Annotated in this window: 20 protein-coding genes; 6 read left to right on the top strand and 14 right to left on the bottom strand. The window is 54.2% G+C overall.

All coding sequences use genetic code 11. The features are described 5' to 3' along the window. The first annotated feature begins 59 nt into the window (after window positions 1-59). From surE to OXF42_03490, 3 genes are read left to right on the top strand one after another with little or no spacing between them, the layout of a single operon-like run. Complete coding sequence (surE, locus tag OXF42_03500) at window positions 60-830, top strand: 5'/3'-nucleotidase SurE (GenBank protein ID MCY4047161.1); 771 nt, start codon at window positions 60-62, stop codon at window positions 828-830. Continuing rightward, window positions 827-1417, top strand: a complete 591-nt coding sequence (locus OXF42_03495) for a VTT domain-containing protein (GenBank protein MCY4047160.1) — start codon at window positions 827-829, stop codon at window positions 1415-1417. The genes surE and OXF42_03495 overlap by 4 nt, the downstream gene beginning before the upstream one ends. A gap of 51 nt (window positions 1418-1468) precedes the next feature. Continuing rightward, the gene (locus tag OXF42_03490; GenBank protein MCY4047159.1) at window positions 1469-2299 is read left to right on the top strand and encodes a TonB family protein; all 831 of its coding nucleotides are present in this window, start codon (window positions 1469-1471) and stop codon (window positions 2297-2299) included. On the opposite strand, the gene purM is transcribed toward OXF42_03490, so the two are convergent. The 12 genes from purM to tpx form a co-directional block, all read right to left on the bottom strand. Then, window positions 2292-3332 carry a phosphoribosylformylglycinamidine cyclo-ligase gene (gene purM / locus OXF42_03485; GenBank protein MCY4047158.1) on the bottom strand — a complete coding sequence of 347 codons (1041 nt, stop codon included), beginning with the start codon at window positions 3330-3332 and terminating at the stop codon, window positions 2292-2294. The genes OXF42_03490 and purM overlap by 8 nt on opposite strands. Beyond that, window positions 3326-3466 (bottom strand): hypothetical protein, encoded by a 141-nt coding sequence (locus OXF42_03480; protein ID MCY4047157.1) that lies wholly within the window; start codon window positions 3464-3466, stop codon window positions 3326-3328. The genes purM and OXF42_03480 overlap by 7 nt, the downstream gene beginning before the upstream one ends. A 3-nt stretch (window positions 3467-3469) precedes the next feature. Continuing rightward, complete coding sequence (locus OXF42_03475; GenBank protein MCY4047156.1) at window positions 3470-4666, bottom strand: hypothetical protein; 1197 nt, start codon at window positions 4664-4666, stop codon at window positions 3470-3472. Next, window positions 4650-5192 carry a c-type cytochrome gene (locus OXF42_03470; GenBank protein MCY4047155.1) on the bottom strand — a complete coding sequence of 181 codons (543 nt, stop codon included), beginning with the start codon at window positions 5190-5192 and terminating at the stop codon, window positions 4650-4652. Before OXF42_03470 ends, OXF42_03475 begins: the two co-directional genes overlap by 17 nt. After that, entirely contained in the window at window positions 5179-5700 is a 522-nt protein-coding gene (locus OXF42_03465) for a DUF3341 domain-containing protein (protein MCY4047154.1), read from the bottom strand. The genes OXF42_03470 and OXF42_03465 overlap by 14 nt, the downstream gene beginning before the upstream one ends. Then, window positions 5693-7036: a polysulfide reductase NrfD gene (nrfD, locus tag OXF42_03460; GenBank protein ID MCY4047153.1), complete on the bottom strand. Its 1344-nt coding sequence runs from the start codon at window positions 7034-7036 to the stop codon at window positions 5693-5695. The genes OXF42_03465 and nrfD overlap by 8 nt, the downstream gene beginning before the upstream one ends. Window positions 7037-7060: 24 nt before the next feature. Beyond that, window positions 7061-10018, bottom strand: coding sequence for a molybdopterin-dependent oxidoreductase (locus tag OXF42_03455; GenBank protein MCY4047152.1), 2958 nt, complete (start codon window positions 10016-10018; stop codon window positions 7061-7063). Window positions 10019-10037: 19 nt separating this feature from the next. Beyond that, complete coding sequence (locus OXF42_03450; GenBank protein MCY4047151.1) at window positions 10038-10601, bottom strand: cytochrome c3 family protein; 564 nt, start codon at window positions 10599-10601, stop codon at window positions 10038-10040. 91 nt (window positions 10602-10692) lie between these two features. Further along, window positions 10693-11439, bottom strand: a complete 747-nt coding sequence (gene bioD, locus OXF42_03445) for a dethiobiotin synthase (protein ID MCY4047150.1) — start codon at window positions 11437-11439, stop codon at window positions 10693-10695. 2 nt (window positions 11440-11441) lie between these two features. Then, a complete protein-coding gene (locus OXF42_03440) occupies window positions 11442-11900 on the bottom strand; it encodes a peroxiredoxin (GenBank protein ID MCY4047149.1) in 459 nt (152 codons plus the stop codon). A 10-nt stretch (window positions 11901-11910) separates the two neighbouring features. Beyond that, window positions 11911-12243, bottom strand: coding sequence for an iron-sulfur cluster assembly protein (locus OXF42_03435; protein ID MCY4047148.1), 333 nt, complete (start codon window positions 12241-12243; stop codon window positions 11911-11913). Next, window positions 12240-12743, bottom strand: a complete 504-nt coding sequence (tpx, locus tag OXF42_03430) for a thiol peroxidase (GenBank protein MCY4047147.1) — start codon at window positions 12741-12743, stop codon at window positions 12240-12242. Before tpx ends, OXF42_03435 begins: the two co-directional genes overlap by 4 nt. Window positions 12744-12837: 94 nt before the next feature. Between tpx and OXF42_03425 the strand changes: the two genes are divergently transcribed. Genes OXF42_03425 through OXF42_03415 form a run of 3 tightly spaced genes read left to right on the top strand, consistent with a single transcriptional unit; the run spans window position 12838 to window position 17378 of the window. Continuing rightward, window positions 12838-13608 carry an outer membrane lipoprotein-sorting protein gene (locus OXF42_03425; protein ID MCY4047146.1) on the top strand — a complete coding sequence of 257 codons (771 nt, stop codon included), beginning with the start codon at window positions 12838-12840 and terminating at the stop codon, window positions 13606-13608. A 9-nt stretch (window positions 13609-13617) separates the two neighbouring features. Continuing rightward, a complete protein-coding gene (locus tag OXF42_03420; protein MCY4047145.1) occupies window positions 13618-15141 on the top strand; it encodes a hypothetical protein in 1524 nt (507 codons plus the stop codon). 2 nt (window positions 15142-15143) lie between these two features. Then, window positions 15144-17378, top strand: a complete 2235-nt coding sequence (locus OXF42_03415) for an MMPL family transporter (GenBank protein ID MCY4047144.1) — start codon at window positions 15144-15146, stop codon at window positions 17376-17378. Here OXF42_03415 and OXF42_03410 read toward each other — a convergent pair. Further along, complete coding sequence (locus OXF42_03410) at window positions 17360-17674, bottom strand: hypothetical protein (GenBank protein ID MCY4047143.1); 315 nt, start codon at window positions 17672-17674, stop codon at window positions 17360-17362. The genes OXF42_03415 and OXF42_03410 overlap by 19 nt on opposite strands. A 65-nt stretch (window positions 17675-17739) precedes the next feature. Further along, window positions 17740-17922 (bottom strand): hypothetical protein (locus OXF42_03405; GenBank protein ID MCY4047142.1); only part of this gene is annotated, 183 nt, incomplete at its 5' end.

Raw genomic sequence — 17922 nt, 5'->3', positions numbered from 1 at the left:
CGGAATGACGGGTGAGAAAAGCCAAACCCCTGCGATTGGTGTATATTACCCCTTTCATCATGCCCAAACAGACAAGAATACTGGTCTCAAACGATGACGGTATAACCTCCGCCGGAATCGCCGCCCTTGAGGAATCCCTTTCGGATATAGGAGAGGTCATAGTGGTCGCTCCGGACAGAGACCAGAGCGCGGCAAGCCACGCGCTCAGCCTTCACAGACCCCTCAGGGTTGAGGAAGTCGCCCCCCGGAGATTCAGCGTTGACGGCACTCCGACCGACTGCGTAAACCTTGCGGTTAACGGCCTTATAAAAGGAAAAAGACCCGATCTGATAGTCTCCGGCATAAACAAGGGAGCAAACGTCGGGGATGACATCACATACTCCGGCACGGTGAGCGCGGCTATGGAGGGAACCCTGCTCAGAATACCGTCAGTCGCCGTCTCGGTGGCCGCCAAAAACGGGTTTATGTTTGAGTCCGCCGCAATGTATGCCAGAACCGTGTCGGAGTTTGTTCTTGAAAGCGGCCTGCCGCCAAACACCCTCCTTAACATCAATGTTCCCAACCTGCCGCCGGAAGAAATCAAAGGGGTGAAAATAACCAAACAGGGCAAGAGGTTTTACGATGACAAGATCATAAAAAACAAAGACCCGCGCGGCAAAAACTACTACTGGATAGGGGGAAGCGATCTGGCTTTCAAAAAAACCCCCTCCTCCGACATACTCTCCGTTATGAAAGGATGGATATCCGTTACACCCGTCAAACTTGATTTTACAGACCATGACTACTTTGAAACCCTCAAACAAAATCATCTGGGAGACCTGAAAAAATGAACCCCCTCCGCAATCTTTACCGGTCGTTTTTAGGGCTGGCGGAAAAACCCTACGCTTCATGGGTGTTGGGGGCGGTGGCGTTTCTTGAGTCATTTATCTTTCCCCTTCCGCCGGATGCTCTGCTTCTGCCCGTCTCTCTGGGCAAGCCGTCCCGCGCGTTCAGGTTTGCTTTGATATGTTCTGTGTTCTCTGTGCTCGGCGCGTGCGCGGGTTATTTTCTGGGCAGGTTTTTCTGGGATTTGGCCGCCGGGTGGTTTTTCAGTTACGGCATCTTTACGGAGGAAAATTTCATCCGCGCAGGGGAGTTGTTTAACGACAACGCTTTTTACGCCCTGCTTGTGGCGGCTTTCTCTCCGATACCTTTTAAGGTTTTCACAGTGGCCTCAGGCGTTTTCAATGTGGGGCTCGGGGTTCTGGTTATCGGCTCCGCCATCGGCAGAAGCGCAAGGTTTTTTCTTGTCGCAGCCGTGGTGTGGCGGTTCGGCGACAGAGCGAAGGACTTTATTGACAGATACTTCAACCTTTTGACCGCCCTTTTCGCCCTTTTCCTAATCGCCCTTTTTGTCCTTATACGGATAAAAGGTTGATGAAAGTTGCGATTTACCGATTAAAATCACTATAGGGCAATGAACAAGAGGGTGGAAAAAAACAGGCGCGCGCGAAGCCGGCAGAGAAAAAGGCGGCTGACAATTTCACTTGTTCTGGCGCTGCTCCTTCATCTGCTGCTTGCGGCGCTTGGCGGCAGGGCTTTCACTGTTCCGGTCGCCGTTGAGGACAGAAGAGAGCAACTGCTTGAAATAACAGACTTTATACCGGAAGAGGAAACTCCGGACGCCGTTGTGGAGGACGCAAAGGCGTATTCTGAAAAGACATACGCGTCCGAACAGAACAAGGTAAAGCGCGGCACATACGGCGCGCCCCCGCCATCCGTTCCCGCTTCCCCGCCCCCCTCCCCTGAGACCGCCGAGCAATCTCAGGCGAGCGAGGATGACGAGCAGTTTTCCGCCGAACGGAAGGTCGCAGGGCGGCTGATAAGCGAAGCCATCAGGGCGAACTTGCGCGAAATCTATATCCGCCCGGAAAACAGAAGGCCCGGCAATGACGGAGACCACAGGGGAACTTCGGATGAAAACGATTTCAGCGTCCGGGTCCCTCAGGACAAGTATGTGTCGTATATTCAGAAATTCAGAAGCCGGGTGCAGAATGCGTGGAGGCCGAACCGCGTTTTTGCCCCCAATGTTCCGGCAAGTCAGGACATCTCCACCGTTCTGCTGGTGGAGGTGAAAAATGACGGACGGGTCGGCTCAATAGAAATATCCAAGTCGTCCGGGGTTCGGGCGTTTGACATTGAAGCGGTGAGAAGCGTGCAGGCCGCCGCCCCCTACAGCCCCTTTCCCCGGAGTTGGGGCGACCAGCCGACCTTCACGTTTTCTTTCGGGTTCAGGGTTATCGGCGACGGCCCTATATAAATACAACGCCCGGTTTGCCGTCTCTCTTTTCAACCTTTCCCACGACCCGCGCCCCTTCACATCCTTCCGATTCAAGCCGCCTTATGACCGCGCCTGAATCCGCCGGGCGGACGGTGAGCGTCATTCCGATTCCGCAGTTAAAAACGGAAAACATGTCGCTTTCCTCCAGACGGGCGCGTTCTTTGATAAAGGCGAATACGGGCGGGATTTCCCATGACGATTTTTCAATAATCGCACGGCATCCGGCGGGCAGAGAGCGGGGAATGTTGCCGGTGAGGCCGCCGCCCGTTATGTGGGCGGCGGAATGAATGTCAAAATCTTCAAACACACCGCCAAGCGCGCGGGCGTATATCTTTGTGGGCTCAAGAAGTTCATCCCCAAGCGTGCGGGAAAACCCCTCCGGCGTTTCATCGGGAGACTGGTTCTGTTCTTCAAACAACGCCTTTCTTATGAGCGAGTAACCGTTTGAGTGAACGCCGCTTGACGGGACGGAGATTATCTCATCTCCGGGGGAGACCTTGCGCCCGCTTATGTGGCGGTCTTTCTCCACAATGCCGACTGAAAAACCGGCGAGGTCAAACTCTTTGTCCGCGTAAAACCCCGGCATTTCGGCGGTCTCGCCGCCCAGAAGCGCGCACCCCGCCTCCGAGCAGCCGCTTGCTATTCCCTCCACAACCCCGGCCATTCTTTCGGGGTCCAGTTTTCCGGTCGCAATGTAGTCAAGGAAGAAAAGCGGCTTTGCGCCGCAAGTGAGCATGTCGTTCACGCACATGGCGACAAGGTCTATGCCGACCGTGTTCAGTTTTCCGGTCTCAAACGCTATTTTGAGTTTTGTTCCGACCCCGTCCGTCGCTCCAACAAGGTAGCGCTTGCCGCCGGGAAGCATGTAGAGACCGGCAAAGCCGCCGTAGGATTTGAAAACCTCACCGCCGTGAGTGGCTTCCACCAGCGGCTTGATGAGACTGACAAACCTGTCCGCCTCCTCCGTGTCAACTCCGGAGCGGGCGTATGTAAGTTTGTTTTCCGTTACCACGGCAACTTGTTCATAAGGGGAGCCAGAACCGGGCCGAAAAACGCGACCATCACAATCAGAAATATGAATCCCGCGATGCCGAGAACCACCTTGGCTACTATTATTTTTGTCAGAGTGTCAAGAAACCTGCTCATGTTTCAGTGCCCTCCCCCGTGTGAATTCGGCCCGTCAAAGAAAGGGTCTCCAAACGGTATGGCCGGAAATCTGTTGAGAAACACAAGAGACGCGCAAACAAACGCCCCCGCAAAACCCAGAGTTATCAGAACTTCGGGCAGGGATGTCTGCAAGTGCGGGGTCAGCGAGGGGGTAACAAACAGAAACTTGTCCATCCACAGCCCGCACATGAAAACCGTTGATATAAAGACCGCTATGGGGGTAACAATCTTGTGCGTTCTCGGCATAAAGGAGATGAAGGGAAAGATGAAACAGCAGGTGAAAACCGCCCACGCAAAAGTTTTGAACGGCTCTTCGGCCATCCTCTTTATCACAAAAGCCGTTTCCTCCGGCATGTTGGCATACCATATCGGCAGCAACTGGGAGAACATCAGATACGCCCACAGAAGGGCAAAACCGTTCAGCATTTTCCCTATGTCCCAGTAGTGGTAATCGTTCAGGTAGTCCGCAAGGCCGAGGTGGCGCGAGAGACCCACTGACATTACGGACGTCATCGCCACGGCTGATATGAGCCCGCCTATGAAGTAATACGGCCCCAGAAGAGTGCTGAACCAGTGCGGGTCAAGAGACATCATAAAGTCCCAGGAGAACAGGCTGAAAACCACGGCGTATGCGCCCACGATGAAAGGCGCAAGTTTTTTCACATCCTCAAACTTCGCGCCCGAAGGGTTGGTGTCAAGACACAGCGACCCCCTTACGTAGCGGTAGGTCAGGAAGAGAAGAAACCCGAACCCGATCACATTTCTCAGAACAACAAAAGGCATGGCAAGCCACACATCTTTCGGGGAATGGTAGTGGTGGTGGGAATACGGGAGCAGAGTGTCCGCGCCGATAAATATCACAACCAGAAGCAACAGTGAGACGGGAAGGAAGAAGCTGAAAGACTCTCCTATCCTCAGAAAAGAGCGCGCCCACCGGGCGTCTGTTATTCTCAGCACGCATGAAAGCACCACCCCGCCCTGCGCAAGCGCGGTCCAGAAAAGGAAGTTGACAAGCAGAATGCGCCACGCTCCCTCCGCATGCTGCGGAGACAAAGCCGCAAAGACAAACGCCGCCGCCCCGACGGCCGCCATGCCTCCCAGAAAGATGATAACCCACCGGGGTATCATGCCCACCTTGCTCATTACCGCTTCTTTTGTCCGCTCACTTGTTTGTTTCATTTTCCTGTTTTCCCTTCGGGCCGGCGACCTCTTCCTGAAGATTTCTGACATAGTTTACTATGTGCCATGCGTCTCCCTGAACGGGCATGTTTTCCGCGTATGCGGGCATCATAACCTTGCCTCCGTACATTATGTAGGCGTAAAGATAGCCGTCCGTTCTTGCAACAACTCCCGGAGCCGTAAGGTTGACGGGATAAAAGCCGTGCCCCTTTGTAATTATCAGACCGTCTCCCAAGCCCTTGAGGCCGTGGCAGGAAACGCAGTTGTATTTATAAAGCCTCTCTCCCCTTTTAATTGAGGCGGCGGTGGCGGGGACGGGGGATTTCTCAATTGCCTCGGTTTCCTCCCTGCTTTTTGCCGGAGCGGCGTTTACGCTGACGGATTTCTGCGGATGAAGCACGGGCTTTTCATACGGGTCGGACGAGGGCTGAACCCACATGTCAAGCGACCATGGAAACGCCCGGCAGTATCCCGGCATCAGGGCAACCGCCGCAAGCGCAAGCAAAGCGGTTTTACGCAGAGTCAATTTTGACCTCCTCCGCTCCGCCCGAAAGCATTATCTCGCGCGCGGAGTTGCTTTCATCCTCGCTTGAGCAGACCACCATTATTCCGAACTTGTCATCGGAAAATCTGGGGTCATACATGGTAACGGGGCTTCTTCTGCGCAGAAAAGAGTTTATGAGCAGACCCATAAGCGTTGACAGCGCCCCCATGAGAATTGTGAGTTCAAATATGATGACCGTAAAGGGCGTTATGGACACAACCGGTTTTGCGCTCACCTGTATCGGCCAGTCGCTCGCCGTGATGACCGTGAGCGCCACACCGCACGCCCCGCCAAGCAGAGCGCCGAAAAGGGTAAAGAACCTGACCGGGCTTTCCGGCTCCGCAACCAGTTCCTCAACCTCATGGCTCGGAACGGGAGAGAATACCCTTATGTTTTCAAACCCCTCCCGTTTCAGGGTTTTCAGGCAGTCCGTAAGGGTGTCTATATGGGAGTAAACGCCAAGCACTCCGTCCCTTGTTTTCCTACTCACCGCCCACCTCCGTTTTTTTGCGCGGGAGCGGCAGTATTTCCTTTATCTCCGCTATCGCTATGGAGGGAAGCGTTTTCAGGAATATGAGGAAGAACATGAAAAACCACCCGAAACTGCCGACCGTGAGACCGACTTCCACCCATGACAGTTTGTAAACCCCCCAGACCGCCGGGTCAAAATCGCGGGAAAGGGATATGACGATTATGTTAAAACGCTCAAACCACATGCCTATGTTTATCAGTATGGAAATTACAAACAAAAAGTTCAGGTTGTGGCGAAACCGCTTGAACCACAGAAACACGGGGCAGACAACATTGCACACGATCATAGTCCAATAAAACGGAGCGTATTCTCCCACCGCCCTGTAGACAAACTGCTCCCACTCGGCGGGAACGCCGCTGTACCACGCGAACAGGAACTCAACCCCGTAGGCGTATCCGAGTATCAGGGAGGTGAAGATGATGAGTTTCGCCATCCCGTCAAAGTTGTCCATCGTTATGTAGTCTTCAAGGTGATAGATTTTGCGAATGGGAATTGCGAGCGTTATGACCATCGCAAGCCCTGAAAATATGGCGCCCGCCACAAAGTAGGGGGCGAAGATGGTCGTGTGCCAGCCCGGCAGGCTTGCCATTGCAAAGTCCCAAGACACAACGCTGTGGACGGACAGAACAAGCGGGGTGGCAAACGCGGCGAAATACAGATACGCCCTCGTGTAGTGCAGCCATTCCCAGTTTGACCCCTTCCACCCCAGCGACAGCAGTGAATACACCGTCTTGCGCACACGCCCCGTCACCTTGTCTCTAATGGCGGCAAGGTCGGGAATCATGCCCACGAAGAAGAATATGGAACTGACCGTCAGGTAGGTGCTGACGGCGAAAACATCCCACACAAGGGGCGATTTGAAGTTCACCCATAACTCCCTCTGGTTCGGGTAGGGAAACAGCCAGTAGAAATTCCAGGGCCTTCCCAGATGGATTATCGGAAACAGCCCGGCGGTCAAAACGGCAAAAACCGTCATCGCCTCGGCGAGCCTGTAGATGGACATGCGAAACCGCGCCCTGAAAAGAAAAAGAACGGCGGATATCAGAGTTCCGGAATGCGCGATTCCGACCCAGAAAACAAAGTCCGTTATGTAGATTCCCCAGAAAACCGGATGACGGAAGCCCGCCACGCCAAGCCCGGTGTAAACCTGATAAAGAAAGCACACAAGCCCGATGCCGACAAAGAACAGCGCCGTTCCGAACAGCATCCCCCACTCCTTGGAGGGCTTTTCAAGAACCCGGACCACATCGGCGGTAACCTTTGAATAAGTGAGATTGTTCGGTTTCTTTTCCACTTCAGCCGGTTTCCTTCCGTCTTTTTACGACTGGGTTACGTCCTTCAAATAGGTAACCGCGGGTTTCGTGTTTATTTCCTCAAAAAGTTTGTAGCCCCTCTCGTCGTGAGACGCCTCCGAGACCCTGCTGTTAGGGTCCAGCAGGTTGCCGAACTCTATTGCGTTTGTGGCGCAAGTCTGCTGGCAGGCCGTTACCACTTCCCCGTCTCGTATGTCCCTTCCCTCGTCTTTGGCGGTGTCGTGAGACTGCCTTATTCTCTGGACGCAGAAACTGCACTTTTCCATGACCCCTTTCGTTCTTACGGTAACATCGGGGTTGAACTGCCAGTTGAGCGGCTCGGGCACTTTGTATGAATACCAGTTGAATCTCCTCACTTTGTAGGTGCAGTTGTTGGAGCAGTATCTGGTTCCCACGCAGCGGTTGTATATCATTCCGTTCAGCCCTTCGTGATTGTGGTAGGTGGCGTAAACGGGGCACACCGGCTCGCACGGGGCGTTGCCGCAATGCTGGCACGGAACCGGAACAAACCGCGCCGTAACCTCCCCGTCGGGATTCTTTTCAAAAAATCTGTCTATTCTGAGCCAGGCCATTTCCCTGCGCCGCGCAACCTGCTCTTTGCCGACAAACGGTATGTTGTTCTCCGCGTAGCACGCAGTCACGCACGCCCCGCAACCGGTGCATTTTGACAGGTCAATTGACATGCCCCATCTGTATTTTTCATATTTCAGGTCGGGATAAAAATCAGGGTGGTGTCCGTGTCCATCATGCCCGTTGTCGTGTTTGTGGCCGAGGTCTTTGATGTCAACGGTTTGCGCCACTTCTCTTCCGTGCTGTGATTTTGTGTATTGTGTGCGCACCAGCAGTCCGTCTCTGCCGGTCGGGATGATGCGGACTTTTGTGGAGAGCCACGCATACCCGCCCGAAAGCGCGTCTGAGCGGGTGGACAGTATCTCCATCGGGCTGACTCCCCTGCCCTTTGCGTATCTTCCGTAACTGTCATGCCCGAGCCCTATCGGCATTGCGACCGTGTCCGGAGATATGCCCTCGTGAACAAACGCCTGCGTCTCAAAAGAGCCGAAGGGAGACTCAACCTTTACAAACGAGCCGTCCCGCGCTCCCATTTCCTCCGCCACGGACGGGTGCATCTCCACCCATGAGTCCCAAACCACCGATGTAAGAGAGTCCGGCAGTTCCTGCAGCCACGGCTTGTTTGCCCCCCTGCCGTCATAAAACTTTGCGGACGGGAAAGGCATCAGGCGCAGGTTGCCGTCTCCTTCAAATTCCGCGTCCCTGCCCGAAAAAGAGAACAGGCGCATACGCCCTGAGATTGAAACCGCCTCCGGTTGAACGGGAACGGAAACACCGCCTTTTTTGAGCGACTCGTTCCAGAAATCTTCAAACGGTTTTTCGGGGGAAATATCAGCGCCCATCCGCTTCCAGTAGTCTCTGAGGAACGAGTAGTAGTCCGGCGAGGCAAACAGCCCCTTTGTCGCTTCCGTCAGTCCGCTCACCGATATAAGGACATCCGCGGATGATTTTGTGTTGAACACCCTCTCCACCGCCGGTTGCACAATTCCGTGAAAACTTTCCCTTGCCCTGAAGTCCCCCCAGCTTTCAAGCGGATGGTTGTCCGGCAGGACGGCGGAGCACATCCCGGCGGTCTCGTCCATAAACGGCGAGAAACTGACGGAAAAGGCTACCTTCTCCATCGCCTTTTTGAATCCGGCCGCACGGGGCAGGACGAAAGCGGGGTTTATGCCCCTCACAATCAGCACCTCAACCGCGCCTTTTTCCATATCTTTTATTAAGGAGAGCATTTCCCCGTAGGAGGCCGACTTTGAGACGGCAAGGGCGTCGGAGAAATCAACGGTCTCGTTCATGTTGCCGGACAGGTGGTTGAGCAGGTTCACCGCAACAAGCATCTCCGTTGCGTTGGAAGCCGTTCCCGCCGCGCCGCCGCCGATGGCGAGGCTCTTCTTTGAAAGCATCTCTTCCGCAATTTCGTATATCGTTTCCGCAGGCACGGAGATTTTGCGGGAGACTTCCTCCGGGGTGTGGTCGCTCACGAGGCTCGCAATGTAGTCTTCCACATTCGCCGCCTTTTTTGCCATTGCGTTTGCTATTCCGAGGGCAAGAAACACTTCGGAGCCGGGGCTGATGTTTATCATGCGGTCTGCGCTTGCCCCCGTCATTGACATTCTTGCCTCAACCTGAACCACTTTGCCGATCTTTCCGTCTTTTATGGAGCGCAGTTTGCCGAGACCCCGTCCGCCGGACACCGGGGAGAGCCAGGTCTCAAGGTAGTCCGCGCCGAAAGAGAGCAGGTATTCGGCCTCTTCTATTTTGTATGCCGGAACGGAGTCCGCGCCGAAGACAATTTCATTCGCCTTCTTTATCGGCTCATGGGAAAACGTTTCATAGTGGTAGCGCCGCGCCCCGGTGGCGTCCGCCCAGATGCCGAGAAGTTCATCGTAAGAGCCGGTCTCAACGCCGTCCAGATAGACAATGCGGTCTCCCCGTCCTTTTGCCACAAGGTCTTGTATTCTGTCGGCAAGCGCCTTTTCGGCGTCCTTCCATGTGGCGGCGCGGAACTTGCCCTCTTCGTTTTTCAGAAGCGGGGATTTAACTCTGTCGGGATTGTAAAGCCCCTGCGGGGAGGCCTGCCCTCTCGCGCAGAGGGCTCCGCTGTTTATGGGGTTTTCCGGAGCCCCTTCAATTTTTATTGCCCGCCCTTCCCTTGTTTTGACGACAATGCCGCAACCGGCGGGGCATTCGCGGCAGGTGCTTGAGTAGTAGTCGGGAATTCCGGGAACGGAGTTCTCCGGCGGAATCACATAGGGAATGATCTGTTCAACCGGCTCAAAGGAGCAGCCGCCCGAAGCCGCCGCCGCTCCACCGGCGACACCGACAACCTTGAGGAAGTCGCGTCTGCTGATTCCTTCTTCCGTCTTGTTTTTTCCGTCTTTTATCTTGTCAGACAATCCGTTCCTCCGGCGGCCCTTAATAGTGGCATGTAAGGCAGTCCTTCAGCTGCGTTTCGTGATACTCATCTTTTGCGCTTTCCTCGTGGCAGGAGATGCAGAATCCCATGTTCAGCCGCTCCGTTTTGCGCACAACATCCATCTTCTCAACCTCTCCGTGGCAGGTTTTACACTCAATGCCCTGCTTGATGTGGCGTTTGTGGCTGAACTGCACGTATTCCGCCATCGGCGACACTTTCACCCACGGTATCGGCTCTTTCTTTTCCCAGTATTCGCGCACTTTTGCTATCTCTTCCCGCAGGTTTATGACCTTGCCCCCGTCCGTTTCGTATTCAATATCCCTGCCCTGAATGTGGGTGTGGCAACCCATACACTTTTGAACCGAGGGGATTCCGGGATGTGTTGAGATTTCAACATAACTGTGGCAGGTGCGGCAGTCTATCTTGTTGTCTCCGGCGTGTATCTTGTGGCTGAACAGTATCGGCTGTTCGGGCCCCTCATCATTTGCCGCCGCAGTAAACGCGACTCCCGACAGGAGAGCCGACACAATAAGAAACAGGGCGGTGTTTGTAAAATCCGGCAACATCTAAAAGAAACTTCGCTTGAGCCTCTGATAAGCCATTTGGCGGGGTGGCGAGCGGTAAACTAACACAACTTAAAACTGTGTCAAATAATTAAGACTCTTCTCCCATAACTCCGAACAACTCTGCGGTAAAGAACCGGCGGCAGTCCTCCCGCGCAAGCCCCTCCGCCGCGCCGCCCTCAACATCCAATCCCTCAATGAAAGGGATAACCCCCGCCACTTTTCCGACCCTCTCTTCCTCCGTCCGCAGAAAGGCAAGGTTTGTCTCCTCGCATACGCCCGCCGGAGACGGATATCCGCATATCACAACCCCGGCCACCTCCAGCCCTCTTGCCCTCGCCGCTTCAACCGTAAGGATTGTGTGATTGAGTGTTCCAAGGCCCGCCCGCGCCGCTATGACGGTTCTGAAGCCCAAATCCGCCGCAAAGTCCGCCATGAAATACCCCTCGCTTATCGGCACCATAAGCCCGCCCGCGCCCTCCACTATAACGGCGTCATGGGTTCGGGACTGCTCCCCTATCACTTCCATCACCTTTGCGACATCAATCTCCGCGCCCTCAATACGCGCCGCCATCATCGGGGCAAGCGGCTCTTTCAGCCTGCACGGGCTTGAAAGAGACGGGACAAAACTCTTTCCCATCGCCCGGTGGACAAATTCAGAATCACAGACAACCCCCGGCAGACAGCCGGTCTGAAAAGGCTTGACAACCGAAACGGTCATGCCGCCCGCCATAAGGCATCGCGCCAGCGCGGCGCAAACAACGGTCTTGCCCGCCCCGGTGTCAGTTCCGGTTATGAAGAAATGCGGCTTTGCGCCCTTTGACTGCTTTGCGGCCACGGCTAAAGAGAGAGTTCTTCAATCTTTGCGAGTATCTCATCGCCGTGGGAGTTTGTGTCAACCTTTTTCCATATATGCCTGACTGTTCCCGCGCCGTCCACAAGGAATGAAACGCGCCGCGCCGTGTTTGAAGGGCTCACCACTCCGTAAAGGTTGATTATCTCCCCGCCCTTGTCGCTCACAAGGGTCTGGGTGAGTCCGTGCTTTTCCTTAAAACCGTCATGAGATTTCACGCCGTCCGTGCTGACCCCCACAACGGCGAAACCTTTTTTGCTTATGGCGGCGGCGTTGTCTCTGAGGGAGCACGCCTCACGGGTGCATCCCGGCGTGTTGTCTCTGGGATAAAAACATAAGACCGCCCCGCCTGCGGAGATGAGGTCCGCAAGGCGCACAGTCCGTCCGCCGTCCGCCTCCGCTTCAAAAAGCGGCGCCTTGTCTCCCGTTTTGAGTTTGTCCGACATTTTCTCCTCCCTATATGTTGAAACTTTCCCGCGCGGCTTCGCTCATCATCTCCGGAGTCCACGGAGGGTCCCACACCACTTCAATATCAACCTTTTCAACGCCCTCAATCTCGGAGGTGAGCAACTTTGCCTCGGACACTATCTGCCCCGCCGCCGGGCATCCGGGGGAAGTCATCGTCATAAGTATGCGAACCTCTCCGCCTTCAATCTCAATGTTGTAGACAAGCCCCAGATTCACTATGTCAACGGGGATTTCCGGGTCATAAATGCCGCCCAGAATCTCAAAGACCTTCTCTTTTGTAACCGCCGCCGCGTCTCCTTCCGCCATAACTTCCCCGCTCACAGAGATTTGACCGATTCAAGAACGGCCATGTAATCGGGCTCTTCGGCTATCTCTCCGACATACTGCGCGTGGCGCACCACATTGTCTTTGTCAACAACGAACACCGCTCTGGCAAGAAGGCGGTTTTCCTCTATCAGCACGCCGTAAGCCCTGCCGAAGGACGCTTCCGAGTGGTCGCTCAGGCATGAGACTCCTTCAATGCAACCGTCTTTTATGTAGCGGGACTGCGCAAACGGCAAATCCATGCTGACCGTTATAACCTCAACATCGCCCGGCAGAGACTTTATCTCCTCCGAAAAACGTTTCGTCTGCACATCGCATACCGGAGTGTCAACCGAAACAATCACATTGAAGATCTTTACCTTGCCCGCGAAATCCGAAAGGGATTTCTTCATGCCGGGCCCCATAAGAGAGGAAAAGTCCGGCGCGGGGTCGCCCGCCCTGATTTCTTTTCCCGCAAGGGTAACGGGGTTGCCTTTCATGGTTACTGTTCTGCTCATAACATTCTCCCGCCGCCTCTTTGAAATTCCGGCGGCGCCGTTTATTGTATCCCAGCCGGGGCGGTCATTCAATTTACAACCGGCAATTCCGCTTATGAAAGTTGCACTCACCACTGTTGCGGTCTCATTGCTTGCGGCGCTGTTTCTTCCCGCTTATGCGGCGGCGGATGATGCGCCCGCCCGCAGGCTTATGGAGCAGGTTTACGAACAGGGACGCAAGCACAAAAGCCAGCGGATGGACATGGAGATTGTGGTAAGAGACCCCAAAGGGCGGGAGCGCGTCCGCCTTTTCAAGATGCTTTACAGAATCATCGGCGATGAGACCAGAAGCCTGCTGCGCTTTTACAAGCCCTCGGACATCAAGGGAACGGGGCTTTTCAACATCGTCTATGAGAGCGGCGGCAGGGAAAGCGACCAGTGGATATATTTTCCGGCTTTCAGAAGGGTGAACAAACTCAGCGCGGAGGAGAAGCATCAGAGTTTTATGGGCTCGGACTTTACCAACGCCGACATTGCGGGAAGAAAACCGCATGATGACACCCACACAATGGTGAAGGCGGACGGGGAGGTCTCGGTTGTATCAAGTGTTCCCCGCGACCCGTCCGACCCTTATTCAAGGATTGAAAGCCACATTGTCAACAGAATCAAAGTGCCGGAGAGAATTCTGTTTTATGACCGTTCGGGGCGGCTTCTGAAAACTCTCAAGAGCAAGAGAGTTGTTGAAACTGACGGCATGTTTACTATAATGGAGGCGGAGATGAGCAACCACCAGACCGGCGGCTCTACTGTTATGACGAAAAAGTCAGTTAACTTCAAAAACATCAAGCCGTCTCAGGTAACAGTTTCCAAACTTCGCAACAGGTAGGTTTTCAAAATGAGAAATTTTTCACGCTTAACTTTAATTCTTGCGGCTTTCGCTCTGTGTTCCGCCGGAAATGTCCGCCCCGCGTCCGCCCTTATAGTGGAAGAGGGATACGAGCAGACGGGCGGAGGCTTGCTTGACAGCATAAGGGAGTATGTGTTTTTGAATTTCGGCGCGTTCTCAACGCCGACCGGAGACAGCCAGAGGCATCTTATAATAGGAAGCGGCGGGGTTGATTTTTCAACGGACAAGTTTCAGGTGTATGTTGAAGGAAGGGCGTGGAAGGAGCAGATTGAACTCAGGCAGGAAGGGAGTCCGGTTAACCCGAACAACCCTCCGGATGATTGTAATCCGTCATGTGACAGAACCTTGCCAGTTGAGTCCGATGAAGTGGAAGTGAACGAAGCGTATCTCTCCGTTACACCTCATCCCCGGCTTACCCTGAAAGCCGGAAGGAGCAAGGTTGTGTGGGGGCAGTTTGATATTTTCTCCCCGGTGTTTTTCAATCTTCCGTTCACGACAAAAAACATCGGCACGACTTTTTCAAAGGTGAACTACGGGCTTGCGCAAAACATCGCCCAAGTAACGGTTCTTCCCCATGAACGGATTGAGATTCAGGGATACTTTTTTCTGAAAACCATTGTTGACCCTCTTATTACAGATCTGGTGGGGGAGGAATACGGGATAAACAGAGACGACCTTCAAGACCACAACCAATATGCGGCGCGGGCGATTTTTTATCCCGACTGGGGAACTATCGCCCTTACATACCTGCACGGCAGAAGCGTTTTTGAGGTTGCCCGAATGCAATCGGTGGTGGAACAGACAACCGCATGTCCCGTGCGTAACAGGTTCAATCTTGATGGCAGCCCCTATTGCCTGACCCAATCGCCCGGTCTCCCGAAACTGGACATGTTTGCCGTTGAAGCGACCATCCCCGTAGGGAGGTGGAGTCTCAAATCGGAACTGTCATACAGGATGACGGAGGGGGATGTTGAGCAGATAAGTCCCGGAGGCGCTCAGAGCAACAGGAATGTAATGGAATTTGTGAGAATTATGAGACAAAGAAACGGAGGGAATCTTTATGCGGATGTGACGGAATTTTTGGGCGGAGCCGGAGTTGAGTATCTTGCGGACAGATGGAAGGTTGAGGTGGCGGTATTTGCCTACAGCGTGATGTATGAGGACGGCATTGTTGAGAGCGGCGGTGGCGACCCCGATGAACTTTTCGGAGCGCCGTTTCTTAACGCCGCCTTTTTTCTTTCCGAAGACAAAAAAAGTTTCATCGGTCTGACGGCGGGTTTTCTCGGCTCAGTTGCGGCGGGGGCGAGCCTTTACGCCGTTTGGAACATAGAGAGGTTTGACCGCTTCGGAGCCGGGATTCTGCAACTCACCGCCGGACTTGACTACCTTCAATACCTGTCAGACAGCCAGCTTAGCGAACTGACGGAGTTTAACGATGATGAAACGATTAATTACGACTTCAATGAAGACTTCGCCCTCGCCCCCCGCGTCGGGCTGGTCTGGAAATTCTAAATGTGCTGAAAAAACTCCTTGTTATTCCGTGGCTTGCCGTTGTCTGCGCGATTGCGGTTGCCTCGTCAGGCCTGAGATTTGACAGCGATGCGTGGCTTTCCCGCGACCACCCGTTTGAAAAACAACTGGACTATCTTGCCGAAGAGTTTGAAGAGGGAGAATCCCTGCTGCTGATAATTCCCCTGAAAGAGGATTTCTTCTCCGCCCCTTCCCTTTTCCCCGCGATTGACGACCTTGAAAAACAACTGCTGAAAATCCCCGGCGTCTCCGCCTCCCGTTCGCCCCTGTCGGCAAAAACGGTTGTCAGAACGGGCGACACGCTTCAAATCCGCAGTTTTGCAAACGCGCTTGAGGTCGGAGCGATAGAAAATATCAGCCATTTTCGCGCCGCTTTTCGTGAAAGCCCCTACTATGGAAAAATTCTCTCGGAAGACGGCAAAACCCTCGCCGTAAGATTGAGAACGCAGACCCGCAACCGCGCCGTGTTCAGAGACGAAGTGTTCAAGGCGGTTGAGGAAACGGTCGGCAACTCGCAATTCCCCGGCGCTTTTCTCGCCGGAGACGCCGCCTTGAAGGCGGAGATCAACCGCTCCGTGCGGAGTCAGCTGCCCATGCTGCTTGCGCTTGGGGCTTCGGTTGTGGCGGTTTTTCTTTACGGATTTTTACGCAACGGTTACCGGGTTGCCGCGCTTATGGCTTGCCTCGGCGTTGCGGTGGCGCAGTCTCTTGCAACCGTTAATATGCTCGGCCACAGCCTCACGCCCGTGAGTCTGGCGCTTCCCCTGCTGGTGTCCGTGATTGTCATTGCGGACGGTCTCCATATATTCGCGATTTGGGACAAAGAAACCGCCCGCAAGGCGGCTTCCCCCCTGCGTTCAACAATGAGCGGCTCGTGGCTTCCGTGCCTGATGACAAGCCTTACAAGCGCGGTCGGGTTCGGCGCTTTTTCCGTGAGTGAACTTGTTCCGGTGCGGAATTTCGGGATTGATTCTTTTGTCGCAATTGCTTTGTGTTATCCGCTTTTGATTGCGACGGTGTGGGGGGCGCTTGCGCTTTTCCCCGCCGGGATGTCGGCAAAACCGGGAGAAAAAACCGCGCGGGTAACCGCGACGGTCTTAAAGGGGCTTGCTCACAGAGCAAAGGCCCCGGTTGTTTTCGGACTTGCTTCCCTGATCTTGGCGCTGTCGCTGTTTTATGCGAAGACGGAAACAAATTTTTTGCATGTCCTCTTCAAGAAGACAAGCCACGTGTCAAAAGCGTTTGAAGTCGCAGACCGCGAGTTGGGGGGCTCCGGCTCGCTTGAGGTTCTGGTTGACGGCGGGCGGGAGCGGTATTTTCAACTTATAGACAATTTCAACCGCGTGAAAAGTCTGGCGGAAGGGTTTGAATCAGAAGAGTTTGTGAACCATTCCAACACCTACATACTTCCGGTCGGGATAACCCACCGGGCTCTTGCGGGCGGGAGCGCCTCACCCCTTCCGCAAAGCGCGGACGAACTGGCGCAGGAAATTTTTTTCCTTGAACTGTCACGCGGGGAAAGGGGAAAAGACCTTGTAAGCCCCTATCTGAATTTCACTTCCTCAACCGCCCGTATAGAGGCGCAGACGCCAAACCTGAGTTCATTGGAACTTGGCTCTCTGATTGATTCTTTATCCTCGCTTTCAAAGCAGACTTTCCCCGGCGGCGAAATCACTGTTACGGGAATGGGGCATTATGTCCACCAGTTGAGCCGCTATGTCCTTTCCACTCAGGCGCGAAGTTTCGCCCTTACTTTGCTTGTCATTGCGGTTGTGTTTACCGCCCTTTTCGGCCTCCGCCTCGGCATGGCGGGGTTTGTTTCCAATCTGTTTCCCGTTCTTGTCTCAACCGGAATGCTCTGCCTGCTGCAAGTCCCTTTTGATTTTGCCACGGTTCTGGTCGCCGGAATAACGTTTGGGCTGAGTGTGGACGACTCCATACATTTTCTTCATCATTTCAGAAGGGAGAGGCCGGGGGCTTCAAATACGGAGGAGGGGATTGAAAGAAGCATGCGGATTGTCGCAAGGCCGGTTGTTTTTACGAGTTTGCTTTTTTGCGCGGCGCTTGCGGTCTTTTTCTCTTCAAGTCTTGTCGTAATGGTCAAGTTTGCGCTGTTCACAATTGCGGGGCTTATTGCGGCAATGCTTTCGGCCATACTGCTGCTGCCTTCGCTTGTTGAGATATTCAGGGGAGACGCCCCCTATTCCTCGTCCCGCTGAATTCCGGCGTTTGCGTTTTCGGCTTCCATCTTTGCGTCAATAACCGCAAGGCCGGTAAGTATCAGCCCGGCCGCCATGTATGCCCAGAAAACCGGCTCGTCTTTCTCGGCAATACTTTGCTCCATAAACTGCCTGACAAAATCCTTGTTCAAAAGTGTGATGAGAAAATTCATCCCGATAAGCATCAGCCCTTTGCCGAGAGTTCCGTTGTATATCTGTCCGAGGCCGGGCAGCAGAACGGAAAGCACAACCGCAAGCCAGGTTTTTTTCTTTTTGTTTTCCGTCTGCACAGTCAATACGGTTTCTCCCGAACGGGAGTTGAGTTTATACAATGCCGAGGGATGATTTTGAAGGGACGGGACTAAAACGTTCCGTTAAGCCTTATGTATGCGCGGTGCTCGGTTTCGGTTCGCGCCGTTTCATCAACCGCCTCGTAACCCGCGCTTATGCCTCCGGTCGCCTCTATGTCCACTCCGCCAATCTTTGAACTCACCGCCCCGTCCACTATCTCACTGCGGGCAAACACCTTCATCAAACCGCTCTC

The sequence above is a fragment of the Candidatus Dadabacteria bacterium genome (genome assembly GCA_026708565.1).
Classification (GTDB): Bacteria; Desulfobacterota_D; UBA1144; order Nemesobacterales; family Mycalebacteriaceae; genus Mycalebacterium.
The sequence above is the reverse complement of the archived record's forward strand: the minus strand, read 5'-3'. Positions and strand labels throughout refer to the sequence as shown.

Coding starts and splice junctions, on each gene's coding strand:
- surE (MCY4047161.1), top strand. CDS start 60: ATGCCCAAACAGACAAGAATACTGGTCTCAAACGATGACGGTATAACC.
- OXF42_03495 (MCY4047160.1), top strand. CDS start 827: ATGAACCCCCTCCGCAATCTTTACCGGTCGTTTTTAGGGCTGGCGGAA.
- OXF42_03480 (MCY4047157.1), bottom strand. CDS start 3,466: ATGAGCAGGTTTCTTGACACTCTGACAAAAATAATAGTAGCCAAGGTG.
- OXF42_03475 (MCY4047156.1), bottom strand. CDS start 4,666: ATGAAACAAACAAGTGAGCGGACAAAAGAAGCGGTAATGAGCAAGGTG.
- OXF42_03440 (MCY4047149.1), bottom strand. CDS start 11,900: ATGTCGGACAAACTCAAAACGGGAGACAAGGCGCCGCTTTTTGAAGCG.
- tpx (MCY4047147.1), bottom strand. CDS start 12,743: ATGAGCAGAACAGTAACCATGAAAGGCAACCCCGTTACCCTTGCGGGA.
- OXF42_03425 (MCY4047146.1), top strand. CDS start 12,838: ATGAAAGTTGCACTCACCACTGTTGCGGTCTCATTGCTTGCGGCGCTG.
- OXF42_03420 (MCY4047145.1), top strand. CDS start 13,618: ATGAGAAATTTTTCACGCTTAACTTTAATTCTTGCGGCTTTCGCTCTG.